The sequence below is a fragment of the Niveispirillum sp. genome (assembly GCF_017996735.1).
Taxonomy (GTDB): Bacteria; Pseudomonadota; Alphaproteobacteria; order Azospirillales; family Azospirillaceae; genus Niveispirillum.
The window spans coordinates 17,387-38,388 of the sequence record NZ_JAGOGJ010000048.1 but is presented as its reverse complement, the minus strand read 5'-3'; the positions used below and the strand labels follow the sequence as shown (position 1 = coordinate 38,388).

18 protein-coding genes are annotated in these 21,002 nt (G+C 67.3%); 12 read left to right on the top strand and 6 right to left on the bottom strand.

Features of this window, described 5'->3' with window-relative positions; all coding sequences use genetic code 11:
• Positions 1-8: 8 nt before the first annotated feature.
• Positions 9-1,259, top strand: a complete 1,251-nt coding sequence (locus tag KBA48_RS16205; protein WP_292908185.1) for an aminotransferase class I/II-fold pyridoxal phosphate-dependent enzyme — start codon at positions 9-11, stop codon at positions 1,257-1,259.
• Positions 1,260-1,297: 38 nt separating this feature from the next.
• Positions 1,298-3,934 (top strand): DNA translocase FtsK, encoded by a 2,637-nt coding sequence (locus KBA48_RS16200; RefSeq protein WP_292908183.1) that lies wholly within the window; start codon positions 1,298-1,300, stop codon positions 3,932-3,934.
• 7 nt (positions 3,935-3,941) lie between these two features.
• Here the strand turns inward: KBA48_RS16200 and KBA48_RS16195 are convergent, their stop codons facing one another.
• From KBA48_RS16195 to KBA48_RS16180, 4 genes are read right to left on the bottom strand one after another with little or no spacing between them, the layout of a single operon-like run.
• On the bottom strand, positions 3,942-4,253 hold the full coding sequence (locus KBA48_RS16195; protein ID WP_292908181.1) for a putative quinol monooxygenase: 312 nt from the start codon (positions 4,251-4,253) through the stop codon (positions 3,942-3,944).
• 23 nt (positions 4,254-4,276) lie between these two features.
• On the bottom strand, positions 4,277-4,768 hold the full coding sequence (locus tag KBA48_RS16190) for a hypothetical protein (protein WP_292908179.1): 492 nt from the start codon (positions 4,766-4,768) through the stop codon (positions 4,277-4,279).
• Positions 4,765-5,910 (bottom strand): DUF2157 domain-containing protein, encoded by a 1,146-nt coding sequence (locus KBA48_RS16185; RefSeq protein ID WP_292908177.1) that lies wholly within the window; start codon positions 5,908-5,910, stop codon positions 4,765-4,767. The genes KBA48_RS16190 and KBA48_RS16185 overlap by 4 nt, the downstream gene beginning before the upstream one ends.
• A gap of 60 nt (positions 5,911-5,970) precedes the next feature.
• Positions 5,971-7,131 carry an MFS transporter gene (locus tag KBA48_RS16180; protein WP_292908175.1) on the bottom strand — a complete coding sequence of 387 codons (1,161 nt, stop codon included), beginning with the start codon at positions 7,129-7,131 and terminating at the stop codon, positions 5,971-5,973.
• 181 nt (positions 7,132-7,312) lie between these two features.
• On the opposite strand from KBA48_RS16180, the gene KBA48_RS16175 reads away from it, so the two are divergent.
• The gene (locus KBA48_RS16175; protein ID WP_292908173.1) at positions 7,313-7,867 is read left to right on the top strand and encodes an HPP family protein; all 555 of its coding nucleotides are present in this window, start codon (positions 7,313-7,315) and stop codon (positions 7,865-7,867) included.
• Here KBA48_RS16175 and KBA48_RS16170 read toward each other — a convergent pair.
• The gene (locus KBA48_RS16170) at positions 7,823-8,395 is read right to left on the bottom strand and encodes a TetR family transcriptional regulator C-terminal domain-containing protein (protein WP_292908171.1); all 573 of its coding nucleotides are present in this window, start codon (positions 8,393-8,395) and stop codon (positions 7,823-7,825) included. The genes KBA48_RS16175 and KBA48_RS16170 overlap by 45 nt on opposite strands.
• 80 nt (positions 8,396-8,475) lie before the next feature.
• Here KBA48_RS16170 and KBA48_RS16165 point away from each other — a divergent pair, with 80 nt between their 5' ends.
• Complete coding sequence (locus KBA48_RS16165; protein ID WP_292908169.1) at positions 8,476-10,101, top strand: FAD-dependent oxidoreductase; 1,626 nt, start codon at positions 8,476-8,478, stop codon at positions 10,099-10,101.
• Between the two features lie 13 nt (positions 10,102-10,114).
• Complete coding sequence (locus KBA48_RS16160; RefSeq protein WP_292908167.1) at positions 10,115-12,067, top strand: FAD-dependent oxidoreductase; 1,953 nt, start codon at positions 10,115-10,117, stop codon at positions 12,065-12,067.
• Between the two features lie 71 nt (positions 12,068-12,138).
• Here the strand turns inward: KBA48_RS16160 and KBA48_RS16155 are convergent, their stop codons facing one another.
• Positions 12,139-13,611 (bottom strand): DegQ family serine endoprotease, encoded by a 1,473-nt coding sequence (locus KBA48_RS16155; protein ID WP_292908165.1) that lies wholly within the window; start codon positions 13,609-13,611, stop codon positions 12,139-12,141.
• Positions 13,612-14,199: 588 nt separating this feature from the next.
• Between KBA48_RS16155 and KBA48_RS16150 the strand changes: the two genes are divergently transcribed.
• The 7 genes from KBA48_RS16150 (at position 14,200) to KBA48_RS16120 (ending at position 20,984) form a co-directional block, all read left to right on the top strand.
• Positions 14,200-14,883, top strand: coding sequence for a response regulator transcription factor (locus tag KBA48_RS16150; protein WP_292908163.1), 684 nt, complete (start codon positions 14,200-14,202; stop codon positions 14,881-14,883).
• Entirely contained in the window at positions 14,870-16,258 is a 1,389-nt protein-coding gene (locus tag KBA48_RS16145; RefSeq protein ID WP_292908161.1) for a HAMP domain-containing sensor histidine kinase, read from the top strand. Before KBA48_RS16150 ends, KBA48_RS16145 begins: the two co-directional genes overlap by 14 nt.
• Before the next feature lie 310 nt (positions 16,259-16,568).
• A complete protein-coding gene (locus KBA48_RS16140) occupies positions 16,569-17,387 on the top strand; it encodes a phage capsid protein (RefSeq protein ID WP_292908159.1) in 819 nt (272 codons plus the stop codon).
• A 5-nt stretch (positions 17,388-17,392) separates the two neighbouring features.
• A complete protein-coding gene (locus KBA48_RS16135; protein ID WP_292908157.1) occupies positions 17,393-17,662 on the top strand; it encodes a hypothetical protein in 270 nt (89 codons plus the stop codon).
• A 300-nt stretch (positions 17,663-17,962) separates the two neighbouring features.
• Positions 17,963-18,535 carry a hypothetical protein gene (locus KBA48_RS16130; RefSeq protein WP_292908155.1) on the top strand — a complete coding sequence of 191 codons (573 nt, stop codon included), beginning with the start codon at positions 17,963-17,965 and terminating at the stop codon, positions 18,533-18,535.
• On the top strand, positions 18,532-20,427 hold the full coding sequence (locus KBA48_RS16125) for a hypothetical protein (RefSeq protein WP_292908153.1): 1,896 nt from the start codon (positions 18,532-18,534) through the stop codon (positions 20,425-20,427). The genes KBA48_RS16130 and KBA48_RS16125 overlap by 4 nt, the downstream gene beginning before the upstream one ends.
• Positions 20,427-20,984: a hypothetical protein gene (locus tag KBA48_RS16120; RefSeq protein WP_292908151.1), complete on the top strand. Its 558-nt coding sequence runs from the start codon at positions 20,427-20,429 to the stop codon at positions 20,982-20,984. The genes KBA48_RS16125 and KBA48_RS16120 overlap by 1 nt, the downstream gene beginning before the upstream one ends.
• The last annotated feature ends 18 nt before the right edge of the window (positions 20,985-21,002 follow it).

Below are 21,002 nucleotides of genomic sequence, written 5' to 3'. Positions count from 1 at the left end.
CAAGGGCCATGATGTTCGACGCCACCCTTACCGACCAGGCGCCCTGCCGCAGCGACCGGCTGACCAGCCTGTCCGAATATCCGTTTCCCCGCCTGCATGCATTGCTGGCCGATGTCACGCCGCTGGCCAATGTGGCGCCGAGCATCCTGACCATCGGTGAACCGCAGAATGAACCGCCCGCCCTCCTGACCAGCACGGTGGCCGCTGCGGCGCCATCGGCCTGGGCGAAATATCCGCCCACCGCCGGCACACCGGAATTCAGGTCGGCCGTGGCCGGCTGGCTGTCGCGCCGGTTCAACCTGCCCGGTGACTTCATCAACGCCGACAAGACGATCCTGCCCGTCTGCGGCACGCGTGAAGCGCTGTACCAACTGGCGCAACTGGTGGTGCCGACACAGAAGGCCGGGCAGAAACCCGTGGTCCTGATCCCCAACCCATTCTATGCCGTGTACCAGGGCGCCGCCGTGATGGCCGGCGCGGAACCGGTGTTTCTGGACGGCACGAAGGAGACGGGTTATCTGCCCGATCTGGACGCGGTGCCGGAGGAGACCTGGGCCCGTACCGCCCTGTTCTACCTTTGCACCCCCGCCAACCCGCAAGGGGCGGTGGCCAGCCTGGATTATCTGAAACGGGCCCTGACGCTGGCCCGCCGCCATGGTTTCACCGTGGCTTTCGATGAATGTTACGGCGAATTGTGGCACAACAGCGTGCCGACCGGCGGGCTGGACGCGGCCCGCGCCTTGGGTGGGGAGCGGCCGCTGTCGAACCTGATGAGTTTTCATTCGCTTTCGAAACGATCCAGTGCCGCGGGGCTTCGTTCCGGCTTCGTTGTGGGTGATCCCGACCTGATCGCCGGCTTTACGCGCCTGCGCGCCTATTCCTTGGCCGGCATGCCGCTGCCAGTGCTGACGGCGGCGGCGGCACTGTGGGCCGATGATGCTCATGTGGAGATCAACCGCGCCTATTACCGCGCCAATGTCGATGCGGCGGAAGCGGTGCTGAACGGCAAGCTGGGTTATTACCGGCCCGATGCCGGCTTCTTCCTCTGGCTGGATGTCTCCCAGGTGGCGGAAAGCGGCGAGGAAGCGACAAAACGCCTGTGGCGGGAAGGTGCTATCAAGGTGCTGCCCGGCGCCTATCTGACGCAGCCGCACAAGGACGGCTATAATCCCGGCGGCCGCTATATCCGCGTCGCCCTGGTCCAGGATGCCGATAACGTGGCCCGGTCGATGGAACGGCTGGTCCGCATCCTGACCTGATCACCCCTGTTCATCTTCGCTGACCGGACACGTCGCCAATGCCGAGCCGCACCGCCCCGCAGACCCCTCCGCCCGCCGGGCGCCCCGCACCGCGCGGGCACGCACCCGGCATCGGCGGCGGCATGGCGCCGCGTAAATCACGTTTGCTGCCGGAAGGGATGCTGGTCTTCGCCTTGCGCCGGCTGGTGGAAGGCGGCGGCCTGATTGTGGTGATGCTGGGGCTGGCCCTGCTCCTGTCCTTCCTGTCCTATGACAGCCGTGATCCATCCTGGAGCACGGCCGTGCCGGGCGACGCGACCCCCGTCGGCAACCTGCTGGGCCGGCCGGGTGCCTATACGTCAGACCTGCTGCTGCAATCCCTGGGCTTCGCGGCCTATCTGCTGCCCCTGTTCCTGGTGGGATGGGGGGTCAGGGTCTTCCGTCACAAGCCGGTACGCAATATCGCCCTGCGTGTGCCGCTGGCGCTGGCGGCGGTTCTGGTCACGGCCATGGCCATGGTCTGTCTGGCCAATGGCAATGCCGCCTGGGGTGGGCCGGCGGGCGCCCTGCTGGTCAAGCCGCTGCTGAAACTGGTGGTGGCGCTGGCCGGCAGCGTCTCCGGACTGGTCATCGGCCTGGTGCTGCTGGTGCCGTCGGTGTTCCTGTGCCTGTGGGCCCTGGATATCCGCATCTGGGAAGTCACGGAGTTCTTCCGAAGCCTGCGCAAGCACGCGACCGGCATCAAGGCCACCATGGCGAAACCGGAACAGCCGGAAGAAACACCCCCGCCGGCGACGCCGGTTCACGCCACACGCTGGGGCGCGAAACCGGCGACCGACACGGGCCCGACGGCGAAGACGGCCCTGACCGTCCGCGTGACCAGCTTGTTCAACAAGGTGCGCGACAAGCTGACCGCCAGGGCCGGTTTGGCGACGGCAGAGAAAACACCGCCGTCGGCGGGCACCGACGCGCCGCCCCCCGTGCCGGCAACCGACAGCCAGACGGCGGAGAGCCCGAGCGCCACCCCCGCCGAGGAACGCCGCCGGCATGCGCCGCCCGTGGTCGGTCCCGCGCCAAAACCCCTGCCCGAGGTCGCACGCAAGGTGGAAAAGGCCCGTCAGGCCAACCTGCTGCTGGAACCGGAGGCACGCGGCGATTACGAACTGCCGCCCGTCGATATCCTGCAACTGCCCCCCCATGGCGTCGGCCCCGCCATGAGCGAGGAGGCGTTGCAGCGCAATGCCGAGATGCTGGAAAGCGTGCTGGAGGATTTCGGCGTGCGCGGGCAGATCGTGAAGGTCAGTCCCGGCCCGGTGGTGACCCTGTACGAACTGGAACCCGCGCCCGGCGTGAAATCGGCCCGCGTCATCGGTCTGGCCGATGATATCGCCCGGTCCATGTCGGCCGTGTCGGTGCGTGTGGCCGTGGTGCCCGGCCGCAACGTCATCGGCATCGAAATGCCGAACCAGAAGCGCGAGACCGTGTACCTGCGCGAACTGCTGATGTCGGACGCCTATGAGAAGAGCCAGCAGAAGCTGGCCCTGGTGCTGGGCAAGGATATCGGCGGCGGCCCCATCATCGCCGATCTGGCCCGCATGCCCCATCTTCTGGTCGCCGGCACTACCGGTTCGGGCAAGTCGGTGGCCATCAACACCATGATCCTGTCCATCCTGTACCGGATGCCGCCGGACAAGTGCCGCTTCATCATGGTCGATCCCAAGATGCTGGAACTGTCCATCTATGAGGGCATTCCGCATCTGCTGGCCCCCGTCGTCACCGACCCGAAAAAGGCGGTGGTGGCACTGAAATGGGCCGTGCGGGAGATGGAGGACCGGTATCGCAACATGTCCAAGCTGGGCGTGCGCAATATCGACGGCTATAACGCGCGCCTGAAGGAGGCACGCCAGAACGCGGAAGTGCTGATGCGCCGGGTGCAGACCGGTTTCGACCCCGACACGGGCAAGCCGATCTATGAGGAACAGCCCATCGACCTGACGGAACTGCCCTATATCGTCGTCATCGTCGACGAGATGGCGGACCTGATGCTGGTGGCGGGCAAGGATATCGAAGCCGCCATCCAGCGCCTGGCGCAGATGGCGCGTGCCGCCGGCATCCATCTGATCATGGCGACGCAGCGCCCGTCGGTGGATGTGATCACCGGCACCATCAAAGCCAATTTCCCCACCCGCATCAGCTTCCAGGTGACCAGCAAGATCGACAGCCGCACCATCCTGGGCGAAATGGGCGCCGAACAGCTTCTGGGCCAGGGCGACATGCTGTATATGGCCGGCGGCGGCCGCATCACCCGCGTCCACGGCCCCTTTGTCCGGGACGAGGAGGTGGAACAGGCGGTGAAGTTCCTGAAGGCGCAGGGCGAGCCCGCCTATGTCGACGCCGTGACCGAAGAGGATGAAGAGGCCGAGGCGTCCGCTTCCGGCGGCGGCAGCGGCGGTGGTGAGGGGGGACGCAACGCCGAGGCATCCGGCAACGACCTGTATGATCAGGCCGTTGCCGTGGTGACGCGGGAGGGCAAGGCATCCACCAGCTTCATCCAGCGCCATCTGCGCATCGGCTACAACTCCGCCGCCCGTCTGATCGAACAGATGGAAAAGGAAGGCGTGATCAGCAAGGCCAACCATGCCGGCAAGCGCGAGGTGCTGGCCCGCGACGTGGATGACCGCGAGAACTATAACTGAGGGGGGATCATTCCCAGGGGTCGGTCACCAGCCCCACCCGCACCACGGCGTCGCCCTGTTCGGCGCGCCAATGGCTCCAGCGCTGAAAATGGGCCGAGGCGTGGTGGGCGCGCATCGCCGCCTCGTCCACGAATTCCTCCCAGACGTGGAAGATGGCGGGGCCGCCTTCCGTTTCCTCCGACCGGCTACGCGCGGCGCGGAATTGAATGCAGCCCGGTTCCTCCCGGCTGTGGCGCAGGTTATGGCCGAAATACTCCATGAACCCGTCCAGATGGGTCAGGGCCACCTCAACCCGGATCAGTCGTCCTTCACGCGCCATGGTCTTTATCTCCGATGATTGTTTCAGGGGGCGGCAGCGGCCGGTTGCCCGTCAACGCGGATATCCTGCACAGAGATACCGCCCTTGCCGTCGAACCGCACCTCGATATCCACGACCCTCTTCCCGCCGGCCAGCCAGCGTTCCAGCGCCAGCGCCATCTCCTGCGACTGATAGAGGCGCAGTTCGCGGCCGGGGTCGGACAGGGGCATGGGACAGGATTTCAGGATTTCAGCCGCGCAGGACGGCAAGGGCGTGAAGCCGGGACGCCCCGGGTCCTGCGGCCGGTCGGACAGGCAGATACAATCGTCGGGGCCATAGCGGCCGGGCGGCAACCCATGGATATCCAGCCGCGCCAGCAGGTAATGGCCGCGCAGCAGGTCACGCGGATCGAAACCCAGCAGGCGGATACGCATGCCCGGATCATCGGCGCGCGGAATGGGCAACCAGATGGCCCAGCCGCCCAGGATCAGGGTGGGCAGCAGCAGCAGGGCCGCGGATAAGGTGGATTTCCTCATACCGGCCTCCCCACACGCCATTCCATGACCCGCCAGGCAGCATAGGCCAGACCCAGCAGCACCAGCCCCGCCAGGATCAGGCCCAGGCCCGTGGCCATCAAACCGCCCGCCGCATCCAGATAGGCCACGAACACCCTGACGGCGATCAGCGCCACGGCCAGCCGGTACCAGCTTGTCCGCCCCGCCAGCAGGGCCAGCCGCGCCAGCCCGATCCAGTAGAGGCAGAAGGCCACGCCCGTGACGATGGCCCCGGTGATGCCGGAGAACAGCAGCGGCAGGATGAACAGGACCGGCGACAGGGAAATGGCGATGCCCAGCCCCAGATGCGCGCCCCGCCGGTCGGCCGGCACCAGCAGATGCGTCGCCGCCAGGGCCACCAGCCCGACACCAGCGCCGATCAGCGCGTCGGTGCTAATGTTTGCCTCCACGGAGCGGGTCATCAGCGGTGCCACGATCATCAGCATGATGGAAGTACCCAGGATGACGGCACCCGCCACGACCTGCCCCATATTCCGGGCCCAGGCCGGCGGCAGGCGGATGATATTGGCCCGAAGCGCATAAAGCGCGGCCAGGAACAGCATGCAAGCCGTCGTTAACAGGTGGTGGTCCGACAGCCAGTCATGATGATCGTCCAGGGTGAAGATCATCCAGGCGAACAGGCCCCACGTCCAGGCCCAGCGGTTGATCCCGCCGCGCGCCAGCAGCAGGGTGAAGGTGGTGACCAGCACCAACCAGCCACCCAGCAGGCCGGCGGCACTGCCCTGCAACTGGAAACTCTGTCCGATATGGGCGATCAGGGCCAGGGTGGACAAGGACAGCAGCAGGATCGCCCCTTCCCCCTTGGCGGATGGTTCCGCACCGGCGGCGCGGGTCCAGACCCAGGCGGCGGCCCCCAGACAGAGATTGAGCGCCACATGCAGGCCCAGGCGCAGGGTGATGGGGATGGCATCCCAGTTGGCGGCGATGATGGCGATGATGCCGACGCCGATGGTGAAGGCCCCCAGCACGGCCAGCGCCAGGGCCAGCCGGGGCCGGCCGCGGGCCGCCTCATAGGCCGTGATGCGGTCGGCCTGTGCGGCATCGATGATGCCCTCACGCCGCCAATCGGCCAGTTTGCCTTGCAATCCGAGAACCGGACCCATGCCATTTCCCATCGGTCATTTTGCCCCAGGGTGGCCAAAGCCCGCGCCCCTGACAAGTCATCAATCCGGCAGGCGGGGGAGTATGACCAACGCTGCCAACCCCATCGCCTGTACCAGCATGACCGCCAGGGACAGGGCCGGCAATCCCAGGGTGATGAAGGGGGCCAGCAGCGCCGTACCCGCCGAGGAGATGCCCGTGATGAACAGGATGACCAGGGCCGCCGCCCGGTCATCATCCCCCCGGCCGGCCATGATGGCGCGCAGGAAACCCGGCGGCCCGCGCAGGCCCAGGCCGATATTCATCGGTGCGAACAGCAGCGACAGGACCCAGACCGGCCCGCCGCCCGTCCAGCCATAGGCCAGCAGCAGGACACCCGACAGGAAGGCCATGAAGGTACCGATGCTGATCATCCGTTCGATACCGAAACGTTTGGCCAGGCCCCCCGCCAGATTGGCGGTGACGGCGAACAGGGTGACGCCGATGGCCTGCATCAGCACAAAATCACCCATGGTGCCGCCCATGCCCGTGATGATCGTGACCGGCGCGCCGAACACAAAGATCAGCAGGCCGCCCAGCACCCCGCCATGCGACAGGCCATAACGCAGGAAGACGGGATCGCGCAGCAGGCGCAGATAGGAGCCTTCGCGCCGCATCTCCGCCCGCCCGGCCGGCAGGATGCGCAGCCCCGCCCCCAGACAGGCCAGGACCAGCAGCGATGCCAACGCGATGACCAGGAATGGCGCCTGCCAGCCGGCCCAGGCGATCAGCGCGGCCCCCGCCAGCGGGGCCGCACCGGGGGCAATGGCCTCGATCGAGCCCAGCAGCGCCAGGGCGCGCATGGCCCCCACCTCGCTGAACAGGCGGCGGATGATGCCGGGGGCAAAGACGGCCGGCGCCGACCCCGCCAGCCCCTGACCGAACCGCAGCAGGATCAACAGATCCAGATCGTGAACCAGCACCGACAGGCCCGACAGAAGGCCAAAGGCGGCGATGGCCAGCATCAGCAACAGGCGCCGGTCAAACCGGGCGCCCAGGCTGCCGAACAGCAGCATGCCGCCCATGGCGCCCGCCACATAGGCGGCGATCACCAGTTGCGCCCGCGCCGCATCGCCACCGGGCCAGGTGGCCAGCAAGGGCAGCGACGGCAGGATCAGATCGATCCCCGCCATGCCCAGCAGCGTGCCCATCACCAGCAGGGCGCAGATCAAGGTCCGCGTCATGCTTTTCCCCCCAACATCGGAATCTGTTGCGGCAAATTAATCCGATACTGCATCTATTCCGTAACGGTGAAGTTCGGGACACAGGCATGCACGGCACTCAATCGAGTGCCACGATAGAGATTGATTGCAAATTGTGCGAACGCAGGCCAGAAAACAGGCACGCAATGCACAGGATTTACCCATGCCGCGTCACCTGCTGATCCGTCACGAAACCCGGCACCCGCACCTGACGGCCCATCTGAAGGCGGGGCTGGGGGCGGCGGTCTGTATCGCGGCGGCGGGATGGCTGGCGGGGGTGACGCATCTGCCGCTGCTGCTGGCGCCGTTCGGGGCCAGTGCCGTGCTGCTGTTCGCGCAGGCGGCCAGCCCGCTGGCCCAGCCGGTGAATGTCGTCGGCGGTTACCTGCTGGCCGGTCTGGTCACCCTGCTGGCCCATATGGCCCTGCCCGCAGACTGGTGGGTGGTGGGGCTGACGGTCGGGGCCGCCATCACGGCCATGTCGCTGGCCCGCCTGACCCATCCGCCCGCGGGCGCCATGCCCGTGGTGGTGGCGGGATCATCGGCCATGCCGGCGCTGGAACTGCTGTCCATCGCCGTGGCGGGCGCACTGGTGATGGTGGTCTATGCCGCCTTGCATCACCGGCTGCCGCCAAAATTCGACTATCCCAAGCGCCCGGTCCCCGCCCGGCCGTCAACTGACGCCCAGCGCCGCCAGATCGGCATCCAGCAGGGATAGCTGCGTTTCCGGCGGCCAGCGGTCAGGGTCGAAAAAGGCCTGGCTGGCCATGCCATAGATGGTGACCAGCAGGCGCCGTGCCCCGGCCCTGGCCGCATCTTCCGACAATCCGCGTTCCAGCAGCAGGGCCGTGATGCGCGTGGTGATCTGGCGGGAGCGCACCTGCTGTTCGGCCGACAGGGTCTGATCGGCGATGGCCATGGTCCAGAAGGAAAACCAGACCAGCCAGTCGCGACGCTGTTCCTCATTCAAGGGCAGCAATGCCGCCAGGTAGGGGCGGATCGACCCGCCCCCCGTATCCAGCGCCGCCTCCATCCGCTGGTGCGCGCGCAGCACCGTGGCGCGGTAGGTGTAGAACAGCAGTTCCACCTTTGACGCGAAATAATGGCTGACGATGGCCGTGCTGTAACCGGCGGCCTGCGCCACCTCGCGCACCGTCACGGCTTCCATCCCCGCCCTGGCGATCAGATCCGCCGTCACATCCGCCACGGCGCGTCGGCGCGCCTCGTGATCCACCACGGCCGGCATTGCTTTTCCTATAACATTCGTTATAAATAACATCCGTTATATAACGGGCGTCAGGCCATCATGCCGCGCGGGAGGAAAAGATGGAAGGGCCGGGGATGGAAGCGGTGGATGTGATCGTGCTGGGCAGCGGGGCCGCCGGTCTGGTGGCGGCCCTGGCGGCGGCGGATGCGGGCGCCAGGGTGCTGCTGCTGGAAAAGGCCGGCGCCCTTGGCGGCACCACCGCCCTGTCGGGTGGTGTGTTCTGGTTACCGGCCAACCGTTTCGCAGGCGACAGCGACAGCCGGGAAAAGGCGCTGGCCTATCTGGCGGCGCTTTCACTGGGCCTGATCGATCCGGTGATGGCGGAAACCTATGTGGACTCGGTGGCGGGCCTGATCGACTGGCTGGCAGGGCCAGTGGGGATGGAGATCAGGCTGGTGGAGGGGTTTCCCGACTACCATCCCGAACATCCGGGCGGCATGCCCGATGGCGGACGGTCGCTGGAACCCGGTCCCTTTGCCATGACGTCGCTGGGCGATTGGGCGGAGACGGTTTTGCGCGGGCGGGCCAATCCCTGGACCATGATCGGCGAACGCCCGCGCGGGGATGGCAGCGGCGGGGTGAATGCCACCACGATCCAGACCCGCCGCGCCGCCGGCATCGAATGCTGTGGCCGCGCCCTGGTCGGCTGGCTGTTGAAGGCCTGTCTGGACCGGGGCATCGAACCGCGCCTGAACCAGACGGTGACCGACCTTCTGCGTGATGAGACGGGCCGGGTGACGGGCGTGTGCAGCGGCAACGACACGATAGCGGCCCGGCGCGGGGTGATCATCGCCACCGGCGGGTTTGAATGGGACCGCGATCTGGCGCGGGATTTCCTGCGCGGTCCCGTCGGCCATCTGCCCACGGCCCGCACCTGCACCGGCGACGGGTTGCGCATGGCCATGCGGGCCGGCGCTGCCCTGACCAACATGGCGGAGGCCTGGTGGGTGCCCACCATCGCCTGGGGTGGGGAGGCGGTGGCGGGCGACGACCCGACCCGGCATTTCCTGCTGCTGCGCGAACGCACCCTGCCGGGGTCGATCATGGTCAATGCCCGGGGCCGGCGCTTTGCCAATGAGGCGACGAATTACAATGCCTTCGGGGCCGTGCTTCACGCCTTTGACCCGGTCGGCTTCACCTATGCCAACCAGCCCTGCTGGCTGATCTTTTGCCAGACCTATCTGGACCGCTACGGCTTCTTCGGGCTGGCGCCCGGCGCCGTGGCCCCGGACTGGATCGCGCGGGGGGACAGCGTGGCGGACCTGGCCCGGTGCCTGGGCCTGCCCGCCGATGCCCTGACGGGCACGGTCGCGCATTGGAACCAGATGATGGAGACGGGCCAGGACGCGGATTTCGGGCGGGGGACCAGCGCCTATGACGGCTGGAACGGCGATGTCGACCGCCCCGCGGGTCCTGCCCGCACGCTGGGGCCGCTGGATCGCGGCCCCTTCTATGCCGTGCCGGTGCATGCCAGCACGCTGGGCACCAAAGGCGGGCCGAAGACGGATCGCGACGGGGCCGTTCTGGACCTGTCGGGCCAGCCGATCCCCGGCCTGTACGCCGCCGGCAATGCCATGGGGGGGGTGACGGGCAAGGTCTATGGCGGGGCGGGCGGCACGCTGGGTCCCGCCATGATCTTCGGCTGGCGCGCAGGGCGCGCGGCCGCCCGGTCCAACGCACGATAAGGGGGGAAAAGGCATGAGCACCACATATCCCAACCTGCTCCGGCCGCTGACCGTGGGGGCCCTGAAAATCCGCAACCGCGTGATGCTGCCGCCCCATGCCAGCGCCGTCGGCAATCTGTGGGGCACCCCGGCGGAGGCCGACCGCAACATCGCTTATTGGGCGTCGCGCGCGCGGGCCGGGGCCGGCTGGATCGACGGGATCACCGGGTTTGTGGAAAACCTGATGCCGCCCGGGTTCGAACCCACGGGCGTGGGCGCCATGAAACAGGGCGTCTTCCGCCTGCCCCATTATCTGGAAAGGGCCGGAGCCTATGCGGCGGCGGTGAAGGCGGAAGGGGCCGTGGCGACCACACAACTGGTCATCCAGGGCGGCATGCCGCACGCGCCCAGCGCGCGCTTGTCCGGCCCCCTGATCCATCAGGTGCCCCACGCCCTGGACCGTGATGAGATCCGCTGGTTCGTAAAGGAATACCGTTTCTCCGCCGCGCAGGCGCAGAAGGCGGGGCTGGACGGGGTGGAGATCCACGCCAACCATGATGACCTGATGGAATGGTTCCTGTCGCCCCTGACCAACCGGCGGGACGATGAATATGGCGGGTCGTTCGCCAACCGCCTGCGCTTCGTCACGGAAATCCTGACGGAGATTCGGGAGGCCACGGGGCCGGGCTTCACCGTTGGCATCCGGATGAACATGGCAGAGGGGGAGCCGGGCGGGTACGACCTGCTGGGCGGGGCCGCCATTGCCGGGCGGCTGGCCGATGCCAGGCTGGTGGATTATGTGCATCTGGTGATGGGCAGCCCCTGGGGCGACCCGTCCTATATCCAGCCGCATCATTATTCGGCCGGCGGCTGGGCCGAACAAGCGGCCCTCTATCGCCGCTCACTCTCCATCCCCATCGTCTATACGGGCCGCATCACCGGACCGGACGTGGCGGAAAAGGCGCTGGCCGACGGGCATGCCGATGTCGTGGGCATGGCGCGGGCGCATTTCGCCGATGGTCAGTTGCTGGCCAAGGCGCGCGACGGCCGGGCCGCCGATATCCGGCCCTGCATCGGCTGCAACGAATGTATCAGCAGGCGTTATGTGGAAAACCTGCCCTTCGCCTGCGCCGTCAATCCCGATGCGGGGCGAGAGGTGGAGGGGCCGTTGCCCCGCGTGGCGGTGAAAAAACGCCTGCTGGTGGTGGGCGGCGGCCCGGCCGGTCTGGAACTGGCGGTCCGCGCCGCCGAACGCGGACACAAGGTAACCTTGTGGGAAGCTGCCGACCGGCTGGGCGGACAGGTTCGGCTGGCGGCCTTGCTGCCCACGCAGGAAGGGTTCCTGTCCTGGGTCGACCATCTGTCCCACCGCCTGGATCAGTTGGACGTGAATGTCCATCGCGGGCGCCGGGCCACGGCTGAGGCGGTGCTGGCGGAAGGCATGGATATGGTGGCGGTGGCCACGGGCGCCGTCGCCCGCCGGCCCGACATCACGGGCCTGGACCTGCCCTTTGTGCATGAGATGCGCGATGTCCTGACCGACCGCGCGGCGCTGGGCCGGCGGGTGCATGTCATCGTGCAGGATGACCATGCCGCGCCGCTGGCCCTGGCCGACCTGCTGGCCCAGCGCGGACATGCGGTGACCCTGCTGTACCAGACGCCGGGGCCGGCGCCGCTTGTGGGGCGCTACACGCTGGGTGCGTTTCTGGCCCGGTTGTCGCGCGGCGGCGTGACGTTCCGCCATCAGGTGCAGGCCATCGCCATCGAACCGGGCCGCATCCGCCTGCGTAACGTCTTCTCCTTCAAGGAGGAACTGGCGGACGGGGTGGACAGCGTGGTCCTGGCCTGCGGGTCGGTGGCCGACGCGGGTCTTTATGCCGCGTTGAAGGGGCGGCAGGCCAACCTGCATCTGCTGGGCGATGCCTTCGCCCCCCGCCGCATCGTCTTCGCCACCCAGCAGGCCTATGCGCTGGCCGCCGCGCTGTAGCACCCGGTTGCAAGAAGGGGGGAAGCGGTTGCCCGCTCCCCCCTTTCAGCGCCAGAACCGACCCGGATATGTCAGCCGACATCGACCGGGATGGTCAGGAAGGCCGTCGTCTCGCCACGGCGCACCTGAACCAGCGCATTCTTGCGTCCCGCCTTGGATGCGGCCTTCACCTGGGCCGCCACATCGGCGGGCTGGGCAACGGGATTATTGTTGACCGAGGTGATCAGATCGCCGGGCCGCAGCCCTTCGATACCATTGCCAACGTCAAGGACCACGACGCCGGACGCATCCTCGGACAGGCGCAAGCGCTGACGCCACTGGCCGTTGAGGCTGGAGAGCTTGAGGCCGGCCACCTCCTCCCCTTCCTGCTTCTGCGCCTCGGTCTTGGCCAGACGCTGCTGCGGCTGGCCGGGGGCCTGTTCGACCGTCACGGCCAGGGTCTTCTCCTTGCCATCACGCCACAGGGCCAGGTCCAGCTTCGTGCCGGGCTTCACCATGCCGACCTGACGGGCCAGATCGCGGGTATCCTTGATGGGCTTGCCGCCAGCCGACAGCACCACGTCACCCGGCTTCAGGCCGGCCTTTTCCGCCGGGCTTTTCGGTTCCACGGCCGCGATCAGGGCGCCTCCCTCCTTCGACAGGCCCAGACCATCGGCCAGTTCCTTGGTGACACCCTGCAGGTTCACGCCCAACCAGCCACGTTCCACTTTGCCGTCACGCTTCAGTGCCTCGACCACCGGCTTGGCCAGATTGGACGGGATGGCGAAGCCGATGCCCACCGACCCGCCATTGGGGGAGAAGATGGCGGTGTTGATGCCGATCACGTCGCCGGCCATGTTGAAGGTCGGACCGCCGGAATTGCCGGAATTGATGGAGGCATCAAGCTGGATATAGTCGTCATAGGGACCGGAGCCGATATCGCGGGACCGGGCCGACACGATGCCGGCGGTTACGGTGCCGCCCAGGCCGAACGGATTGCCCACGGCCACGGCCACATCACCCACACGCACCTTGTCGCTGTCAGCGAATTTCAGGGCCGGCAGGGGCTTGTCGGTCTTGACCCTCAACACGGCCAGATCGGTGCGTTCATCCTCGCCCACGATCTCCGCCTCGCGCTCCGTCCCGTCACTGAAGGCGACGGTGACCTGATCGGCATCGGCGATCACATGGCGGTTGGTCACGACATAGCCGGACGCGTCGAAGACGAAGCCGGAACCCAGCGCCCGGGCCACGGGGGCGCCACGGCCTTCGCCGCGGCCACCCTGGCCCGGCAGGCCCGGCATGCCGAAGCGGCGCAGGAATTCCTCAAGCTCCGGCGGCAGGTTGCCGCGCACATTGCTGCGGGCCGGCGCGGTCTGGGCGGCGGTGATGGTCACCACGGCGGGCGACACACGCTCCACCAGATCGGCGACACCACCATTGGCCAGCACCTCGGCCGGGGCGGCGCGGGCGGTCTCGATGGCTGCCGGGGCCAGCAGGGCGGTACCGGCAAGCAGGGCCATGGCCAGGTTGCGGCGGAAGGCCCGGGCGGTGGCAAGCGACATCATAGTCTCCATTCTTTTTTCTCTGCCATGCGGCGCCGGTTTGGTCCGGCGGCGCTTTCGATGATCACAGCCTGCCAGCGGCCTGCCCACAGGCGACTGACAGGCGGATGAAAATTCTGTCATCCGCTCCGGCCGAACGGTGTGGGAACCGGGACCGCCCATTTCAAGATTGCGCAGATGAAACTTTGTTCATCTTCCCGAAAGGGTCCTGTCAGCGGGCCGGCAATAAGGTGCAGACATGGATCGACGGGGCACCGAGCCCCACACCCCCCAGCCCCCTCGGTCCATGATGAGAGGTTGGCGGGGACCGCTTCCCCACTCTCCGGTCCCCGCCGCCGCCCTCTCACAGAGCTAGTACATCGTAGTCTCTCTCGTCCCCTGTGGCCGGGCGGCCCCCACCGCCCGGCCATATCTTTTTCAGGTTCCCTCAGGCGCCGGGCGCCGCCATCCGGCGGCTTGGCTCACGCCGCATGTGCGGCGGGCCGGCGGTCACCGGCCTGCAGCGGCTGCGCCGCTGGTTGAGCCGTGTCGGCAGTGTTGTTTGGCGAGTTCCCAAGCGAACCCGTCCGGGGTTAGGATATGCCCATCATGAAGATCCTTGTCATCGAAGACGACCGTGCCACCGCCGATTACCTGGTCAAGGGCCTGAAAGAGGCCGGCCATGTTGTCGATCACGCCGATAATGGCCGCGACGGGCTGTTTATGGCGGCCTCCGAACCCTATGACGGGTTGATCGTGGACCGTATGCTGCCGGGCCGCGACGGGCTGTCGCTGCTGGAGGTGCTGCGCGCCACGGGCAACGAGACGCCCGCGCTGGTCCTGTCGGCCCTGGGTTCGGTCGATGACCGGGTGAAGGGCCTGCGCGCCGGGGCCGATGATTACCTGACCAAGCCGTTTGCCTTCGCCGAGCTGCTGGCCCGGCTGGAGGTCATGCAGCGCCGCGCCAAGGGTGGCGGTTCGGCCCCGGTCACGAAGCTGCAGATCGCCGATCTGGAGATGGACCTGCTGGCCCGTTCGGTGAAACGCGCCGGCAAGCCGGTGGATCTGCTGCCGCGCGAATTCCAGTTGCTGGAATATCTGATCCGCAATGCCGGCAATGTGGTCACGCGGACCATGCTGCTGGAAAATGTCTGGGACTATCATTTCGATCCGCAGACCAATGTCATCGATGTGCATATCGCCCGCCTGCGCCAGAAGATCGACAAGGATCATCCGGTGGCCCTGATCCATACGGTACGCGGGGCGGGCTATGTCATCCGTGAGCCGGCTTAACCTCAATTTCCTGCGCACCACCAGCTTCCGGCTGGCGGCCTTCCATCTGGGCCTGTTCACCCTGTCGGTGATGGTGGTCCTGGCCGTCGTCTACTGGTTCACGGCCGGCTTCATCAACCGCCACACGGAAGAAACCGTGCTGCGCGAGGTGGAGGAACTGACCACCGCCCTGAACGAACGGGGGCGCATCGGCCTGCTGCGCATCATTTCGGAACGCGCGTCAGACGGGCGGACCGACATGATCTATGCCCTGACCACGCCCGGCCGTGACGTCATCGCCGGCAATCTGGCCAATTGGCCATCGGGCGATCCGGGACCCGGCTGGGTGGAATTCGACATCAAATCGCGCAAGGAACCGGGCCGCAAGCGTCAGGCCGTGGCCGTGATCCTGCCCATCGAGGGCATCGGCTGGATGCTGGTCGGGCATGACATGACCGACCGTTACCTGCTGCGCGGTCAATTGCTGACCGGCCTGATCTGGGCCGTGTCGCTGGCCTTCGCGGTGGGCATGCTGGGCGCCGTCTATATGAGCCGGCGGGTGGCGGAGCGTATCGAGAGCATCAACCGCACCATCGACCGTATCACGGCCGGTTCCTTTGCCGACCGCATGGCCGTCACGGGCTCGGGCGACGAGATCGACCGGCTGGTCACCAAGCTGAACCGCATGCTGGACGAAATCGGCCGCCTGATGCTGGGCATGCGGCAGGTGACCGACAATGTGGCCCACGACCTGCGCACGCCGCTGTCCCGGCTGCGGGCACGGCTGGAACTGGCGCAGTTGGACGAGGACCTGTCGGAGGCGCAGTTCACCACCCTGGAGCAGGCCATTGCCGAGATCGACCGGCTTCTGGGTGTGTTCAACGCCATCCTGACCATTGCGGCGGCGGAGACGGGCCGGGCCCGCACCGATTTCGAGCCTGTGGACCTGGCGGCCCTGGCGGCGGAGGTGGCGGAGCTTTACACGCCGCTGGCCGAGGAGCGGGGCCTGTCCATGGATGTGTCGGCGCCGGAACCCATCCTTGTCAGCGGCAGCCGCCAGCTTCTGGCCCAGTTGATCAGCAACCTGATCGAGAATGCCGTGAAATACAGTCCCGGACAGGGGCATGTCACCGTCGCGGCGGGGACCGAGAATGGACGGCCGCTGCTGTGGGTGGCCGACCAGGGGCCGGGCATCCCCGCCGACCAGCGCGACAAGGTGCTGGAGCGATTCGTGCGGCTGGAGGCCCATCGCGGCACGCCCGGCCATGGGCTGGGCCTGTCGCTGGTCGCCGCCGTGGCCCGGCTGCACGATGCCCAACTGACACTGACCGATGCGCGGCCCGATGCGGCGGCGCCGGGCCTGAAGGTGGAACTGCGCTTCACGGGGCCTGCATAGAATTATATGCCAATACTTGCATATTGATATATTCATTCGATTTATTGTTGACGAATACCTGAAAATAATCCTATATCTGTTCTCACCAAGGCCCGAGCCGCGTCCACGGTGATCCACCGGCGGCGGCCTTGTTCCATCCATCCTCCCCATGGGTCAGACCAGAGGCCCGGCGCCGGCAACCGTTGATATGAACGGTCGGCGACCGGATGCGCCACCGGGCCTGCCCTCCCCCCATCGCTGCCCGACATGCGGCCGGACCCCGTTCCGGCAACCGCGACGGCTGCCATCATGACAGGAATGAGGTCCCAGGATGTCCACCGACATCGAGAAATCGTTCGTGAAGCAGTATGAGCGCGAGGTACACGAAGCCTATCAGCGCCTGGGTTCGAAGCTGCGCGCCACCGTGCGGTCCAAGAACAATGTGAAGGGCGCCACCACCGTCTTCCAGAAGGTCGGCAAGGGTGTGGCCAGCACAAAGTCGCGCCATGGCAATGTCCCGGTCATGAACCTGGACCACGGCACCGTCGAATGCGCCCTGCTCGACTATTATGCCGGCGACTGGGTCGACAAGCTGGATGAGCTGAAGACCAATATCGACGAGCGCAGCGTCATCGCCAATGCCGGCGCCTATGCGCTGGGCCGCAAGACCGATGAGCTGATCATCGGCCGCCTGGATACCGGTGCCCGCTATGCCGGTGCCGATACGGATGGCCTGACCAAGGAAAAGATCCTGGCGGCGTTCGAGATGATGGGCGGCGCCGATGTGCCCGATGACGGCCAGCGCTATGCCGTCGTTGGCTGGAAACAGTGGAGCCAGTTGCTGGGCATCGAGGAGTTCGCCAATTCCGACTATGTCGGCGAGGATGAACTGCCCTGGCGCGGGACCCAGGCCAAACGTTGGCTGGGCACGCTGTGGATGCCGCATTCGGGCCTGACGCTTGGCGCCGGCAATGTCCGCCTCTGTCACTGGTACCACAAGACCGCCGTGGGCCATGCCAGCGGGGCCGACGTATCCAGCGACATCACCTGGCACGGCGATCGCGCCGCGCATTTTGTCAACAACATGATGTCGCAGGGCGCGGCCCTGATCGACGCCACCGGCGTCGTCACCCTGCGCTGCAAGGAGTAACCGCCATGTCCTATCTGCCGCGGGACCTGTCGGTCCTTGCCTATGCCAATGGCTTCACACTCTGGCATTACAGCACGCCCGATGCCCACACCGCCGTGCGCGCCGCCGGATATTTCAACGCGGCCAGCCATATGCTGCGCCTGGGCGACATGATCCTGGCCAATACCGGCGTGGGCGGCACGCCGGTGTCCGGCATCTTCCTGGTCAATGCCAATGCCGGCGGCACGGTCGACACCGCCGACGTGACCCAGGTGGGAACGGCCGACACGGATTGATCCGTCGGGTTCTCTTCCCACCCTTTCCCCTTTTCCGCCCCCCGCGTCATGCCGGCAGACATTTCAGATGTTTGGCTACCCTCTTGCCCCCCTCTCTACCGTCATCCCCGCGAAAGCGGGGACCCAGCATGAGGCGCGGTCAGCGCCGATATGAGTCATGTCGCGGCTGTCGCCGCTCGACGCTGGGTTCCCGCTTACGCGGGAATGACGCAGAAAGGGCGGGACAGGAGCTTTAGAGCGCCGATCATGGGAAACGTCTGAATGGAATGACGAAGGGGGGCGGCAACCGGAGTCCCCCCCATGGCCTATTCCGCTGTCGGGCTGTGCGCCCGTGCGCTGTTGAAGATCGGGGCCAATCCGATCACCTCTTTCCAGGACGGCACCGCCGAAGCGGAACTGGCCGCGGCCCTTTATGCCCCCACCCGTGACGCCTTGCTGGCGGCCCATGGCTGGAGCTTCGCCACGCGTCAGGCGGCGCTGGTGCGGCGGGCCGATGCGCCGCCCGCCGACTTCACCCACGCCTTCGCCCTGCCGGATGATTTCCTGCGGGCCCTGTCGCTGGGCTGCGGCGGGCGGGGGCGGGGCCTGTCCTATCGTATCCAGGGCCGCGACCTGCTGGCCGATGCCGATGGCGTCACCCTGACCTATGTGGCCCGCGTCGCGGAGGGGCTGTTTCCCGCCTTCTTCGATGCGCTGCTGATCGCCCGGCTGGCGGCTGAATTCTGCGTGCCCCTGACGGAGAACACGTCACGGGCCGAGACCCTGCTGAAAAGTGCCGAGACGGAATTCCGCCGCGCCCGCCTGACCGATGTCTCCCAGGACAGTCAGGACGGGTTCACCGATTTCACCCTGATCGAGGCCCGCCTGTCATGACCCGCCTGAAAGCTGTGAAGACCAGCTTCACCGGTGGCTGCGTCAGCCCCGACCTGCTGGGACGGGGGGATCTGGCCGCGTTCGAGAATGGGGCCCTGACCCTGACCAATGTGCTGATCGAGCCCACGGGCGGCATCACGCGCCGGCCCGGCACGGGTTTCATCGCCCATGTGCCGGGACCGGGCCGCCTGATCCCCTTCACCTTCAACACCGAACAGACCTATCTGCTGGTGCTGACCGACCGGCTGGTTTCCGTTTTCGGGAATGACATGTTGCAGGCAAGCCTGCCGGCGCCTTGGACAGGGGAGCAGTTGGCGAACCTGAACTGGGCCCAGAGCGGGGATGTGCTGCTGGTCTGCCACCCCGATATCGAACCGCGCCGCATCAGCCGGACCGGCCCCGGCCAGTGGACGGTCGAGCCCTGGACCTTCGCGGAGGAGGAGGGGCGGCCGCGCATCCCCTTCTACCGCTTCGCCGATGCTTCCATCACCCTGACGCCGTCGGGCGTGACGGGCCGTGTCAGGCTGCGCGCCTCGGCCCCCTTCTTCACGCCGGATCACGAAGGCGCCCCCTTCCGCATCCACCGCAAGCCGGGCCGCATCGCGGCGGTGCGGTCGGGCCGGGAAGCGGAGATCGATCTGGCCGACACCCTGCCCCACACCAACCCGACCCTGGATTGGGACGAGGCGGCGTTCAGCCCGCAACGCGGCTGGCCTCTGTCCGTGGCGTTCCACCAGGACCGGCTGGTCATCGGCGGGGCGCGTGACCTGCCCAACCGGCTCTGGCTGTCGAAATCGGGCGACCTGTTCAATTTCGACCTGGGCGAGGGCGAGGATGACAGCGCCATCGAATTCGCCATCCTGTCGGATGAGGTGAACCCGATCCGCGCCGTCTATTCCGGGCGTCACCTGCAGGTTTTCACCACGGGCGGGGAATGGGCGGTGACGGGCGTTCCCCTGACCCCCACCGCCATCCGGCTGGACCGGCAGACCCGCATCGGCAGTGTCGCCGCCCGCAACATCCCCCCGCAGGAGATCGAGGGCGGAACCCTGTTCGCGGCCGGTGACGGGTCGATCCGCGATTTCCTGTGGACCGATCTGGAACAATCCTATTCGGCGGCCGACCTGACCCTGACCACACGCCCCATCCTGCCCGGCACGGTCGATCTGGAATATGACCGCCGCCGCCGTCTGCTGCTTGCGGTGCAGTCGGACGGGACGCTGGCGGTCCTGACGCTGTACCGCACTGAACAGATCCGCGCCTGGGTGCGGCTGGTCACGGGCGGCCGCATCCTGTCCACGGCACAGGTGGGACCGCATCTCTACTGGCTGGTCAACCGCGATGGAGCCGTGTCGGTGGAGGTGTGGGACGATGGGCTGCATGTCGATGCCGGCCTGTCGGGGACGGTGGACAGTGCCACGGCCCGCTGGGCCGGTCTGGAGCATCTGGACGGGCGGCAGGTGGCGGTGCTGGCCGACGGCGCCGTGGTGCCGGTCGCGCCCGTGGCGGCGGGGCGCATCCGCCTGCCCGCCGCCGCCCGGCAGGTCCAGGCGGGCCTGTCCTTCACCCATGAGATCGAACCCATGCCGCCCAACCTGCTGGCGGCGGAGGGACAGGGACGGCGCGCGCGCCTGCTGGCGGTCACTTTCCGTTTGAAGGACACGCCCGCGCTGCGCGCCGACCTGGGGCGGGGGCCGGTGGAGGTGCCGTTGCGGCGCGCCACCGGCCCCGCATTGGCCGACAGCCCCGCCCCGGCCTTCACCGGCGACCGGCGGCTGACCGGCATCGGCTGGCAGACCAGCCGGGCCACGCCGCCCTGGCGCATCACGGAGGAAAGGCCACTGCCTTTCACGCTGCTGTCCGTAACCCACGAACTGAAGGTGAATGACTGATGGGCGGGATCACGACCCCGGCGCTGATGGTGCTGAGCCATTCGGCACCCGGCAGTTCCTATATCAAGGCCGCCACCGATCTGGTGAACACCACCAACCAGGCCAAGGACCTGCTGGGCATCACCAAGTCGAAGCGCAAGAAGAAGGAACGCGAAATCCTGGACGCCGAAAAGGCGGTGGAGGATGCGGATCTGGCCGCCCGTCAGGCGGCCGATCTGGACGATCTGCAACAGCGCAACACCCGCACCACCGCCCGTATCCAGGCCGAAAGCGAGATCGCCGAGGCACGGCGCGGCCGTTCCCTGCGGCAGGAGACGGGCAGCCTGCGCGCGCAACTGGGTGCCCAGGGCATCGGCAGTGCCGACGGATCGGGCGAAGCCGTCATCCTGGGCCGCGAGCGCGCCGCCGCCGAGGAGAAGGAGAATGCGGCCCGGCTGGACAGCCTGAAACTGTCCGCCCTGACGGACGAGGAGGAATCCCTGAAACGCCGCAACCTTCTGGACCTGACCCGCCAACAGGAACGCCAGCGCCTGGAACGGCTGGCGCGCGGCCTTTGACGGTCCGTCCATCTCCCC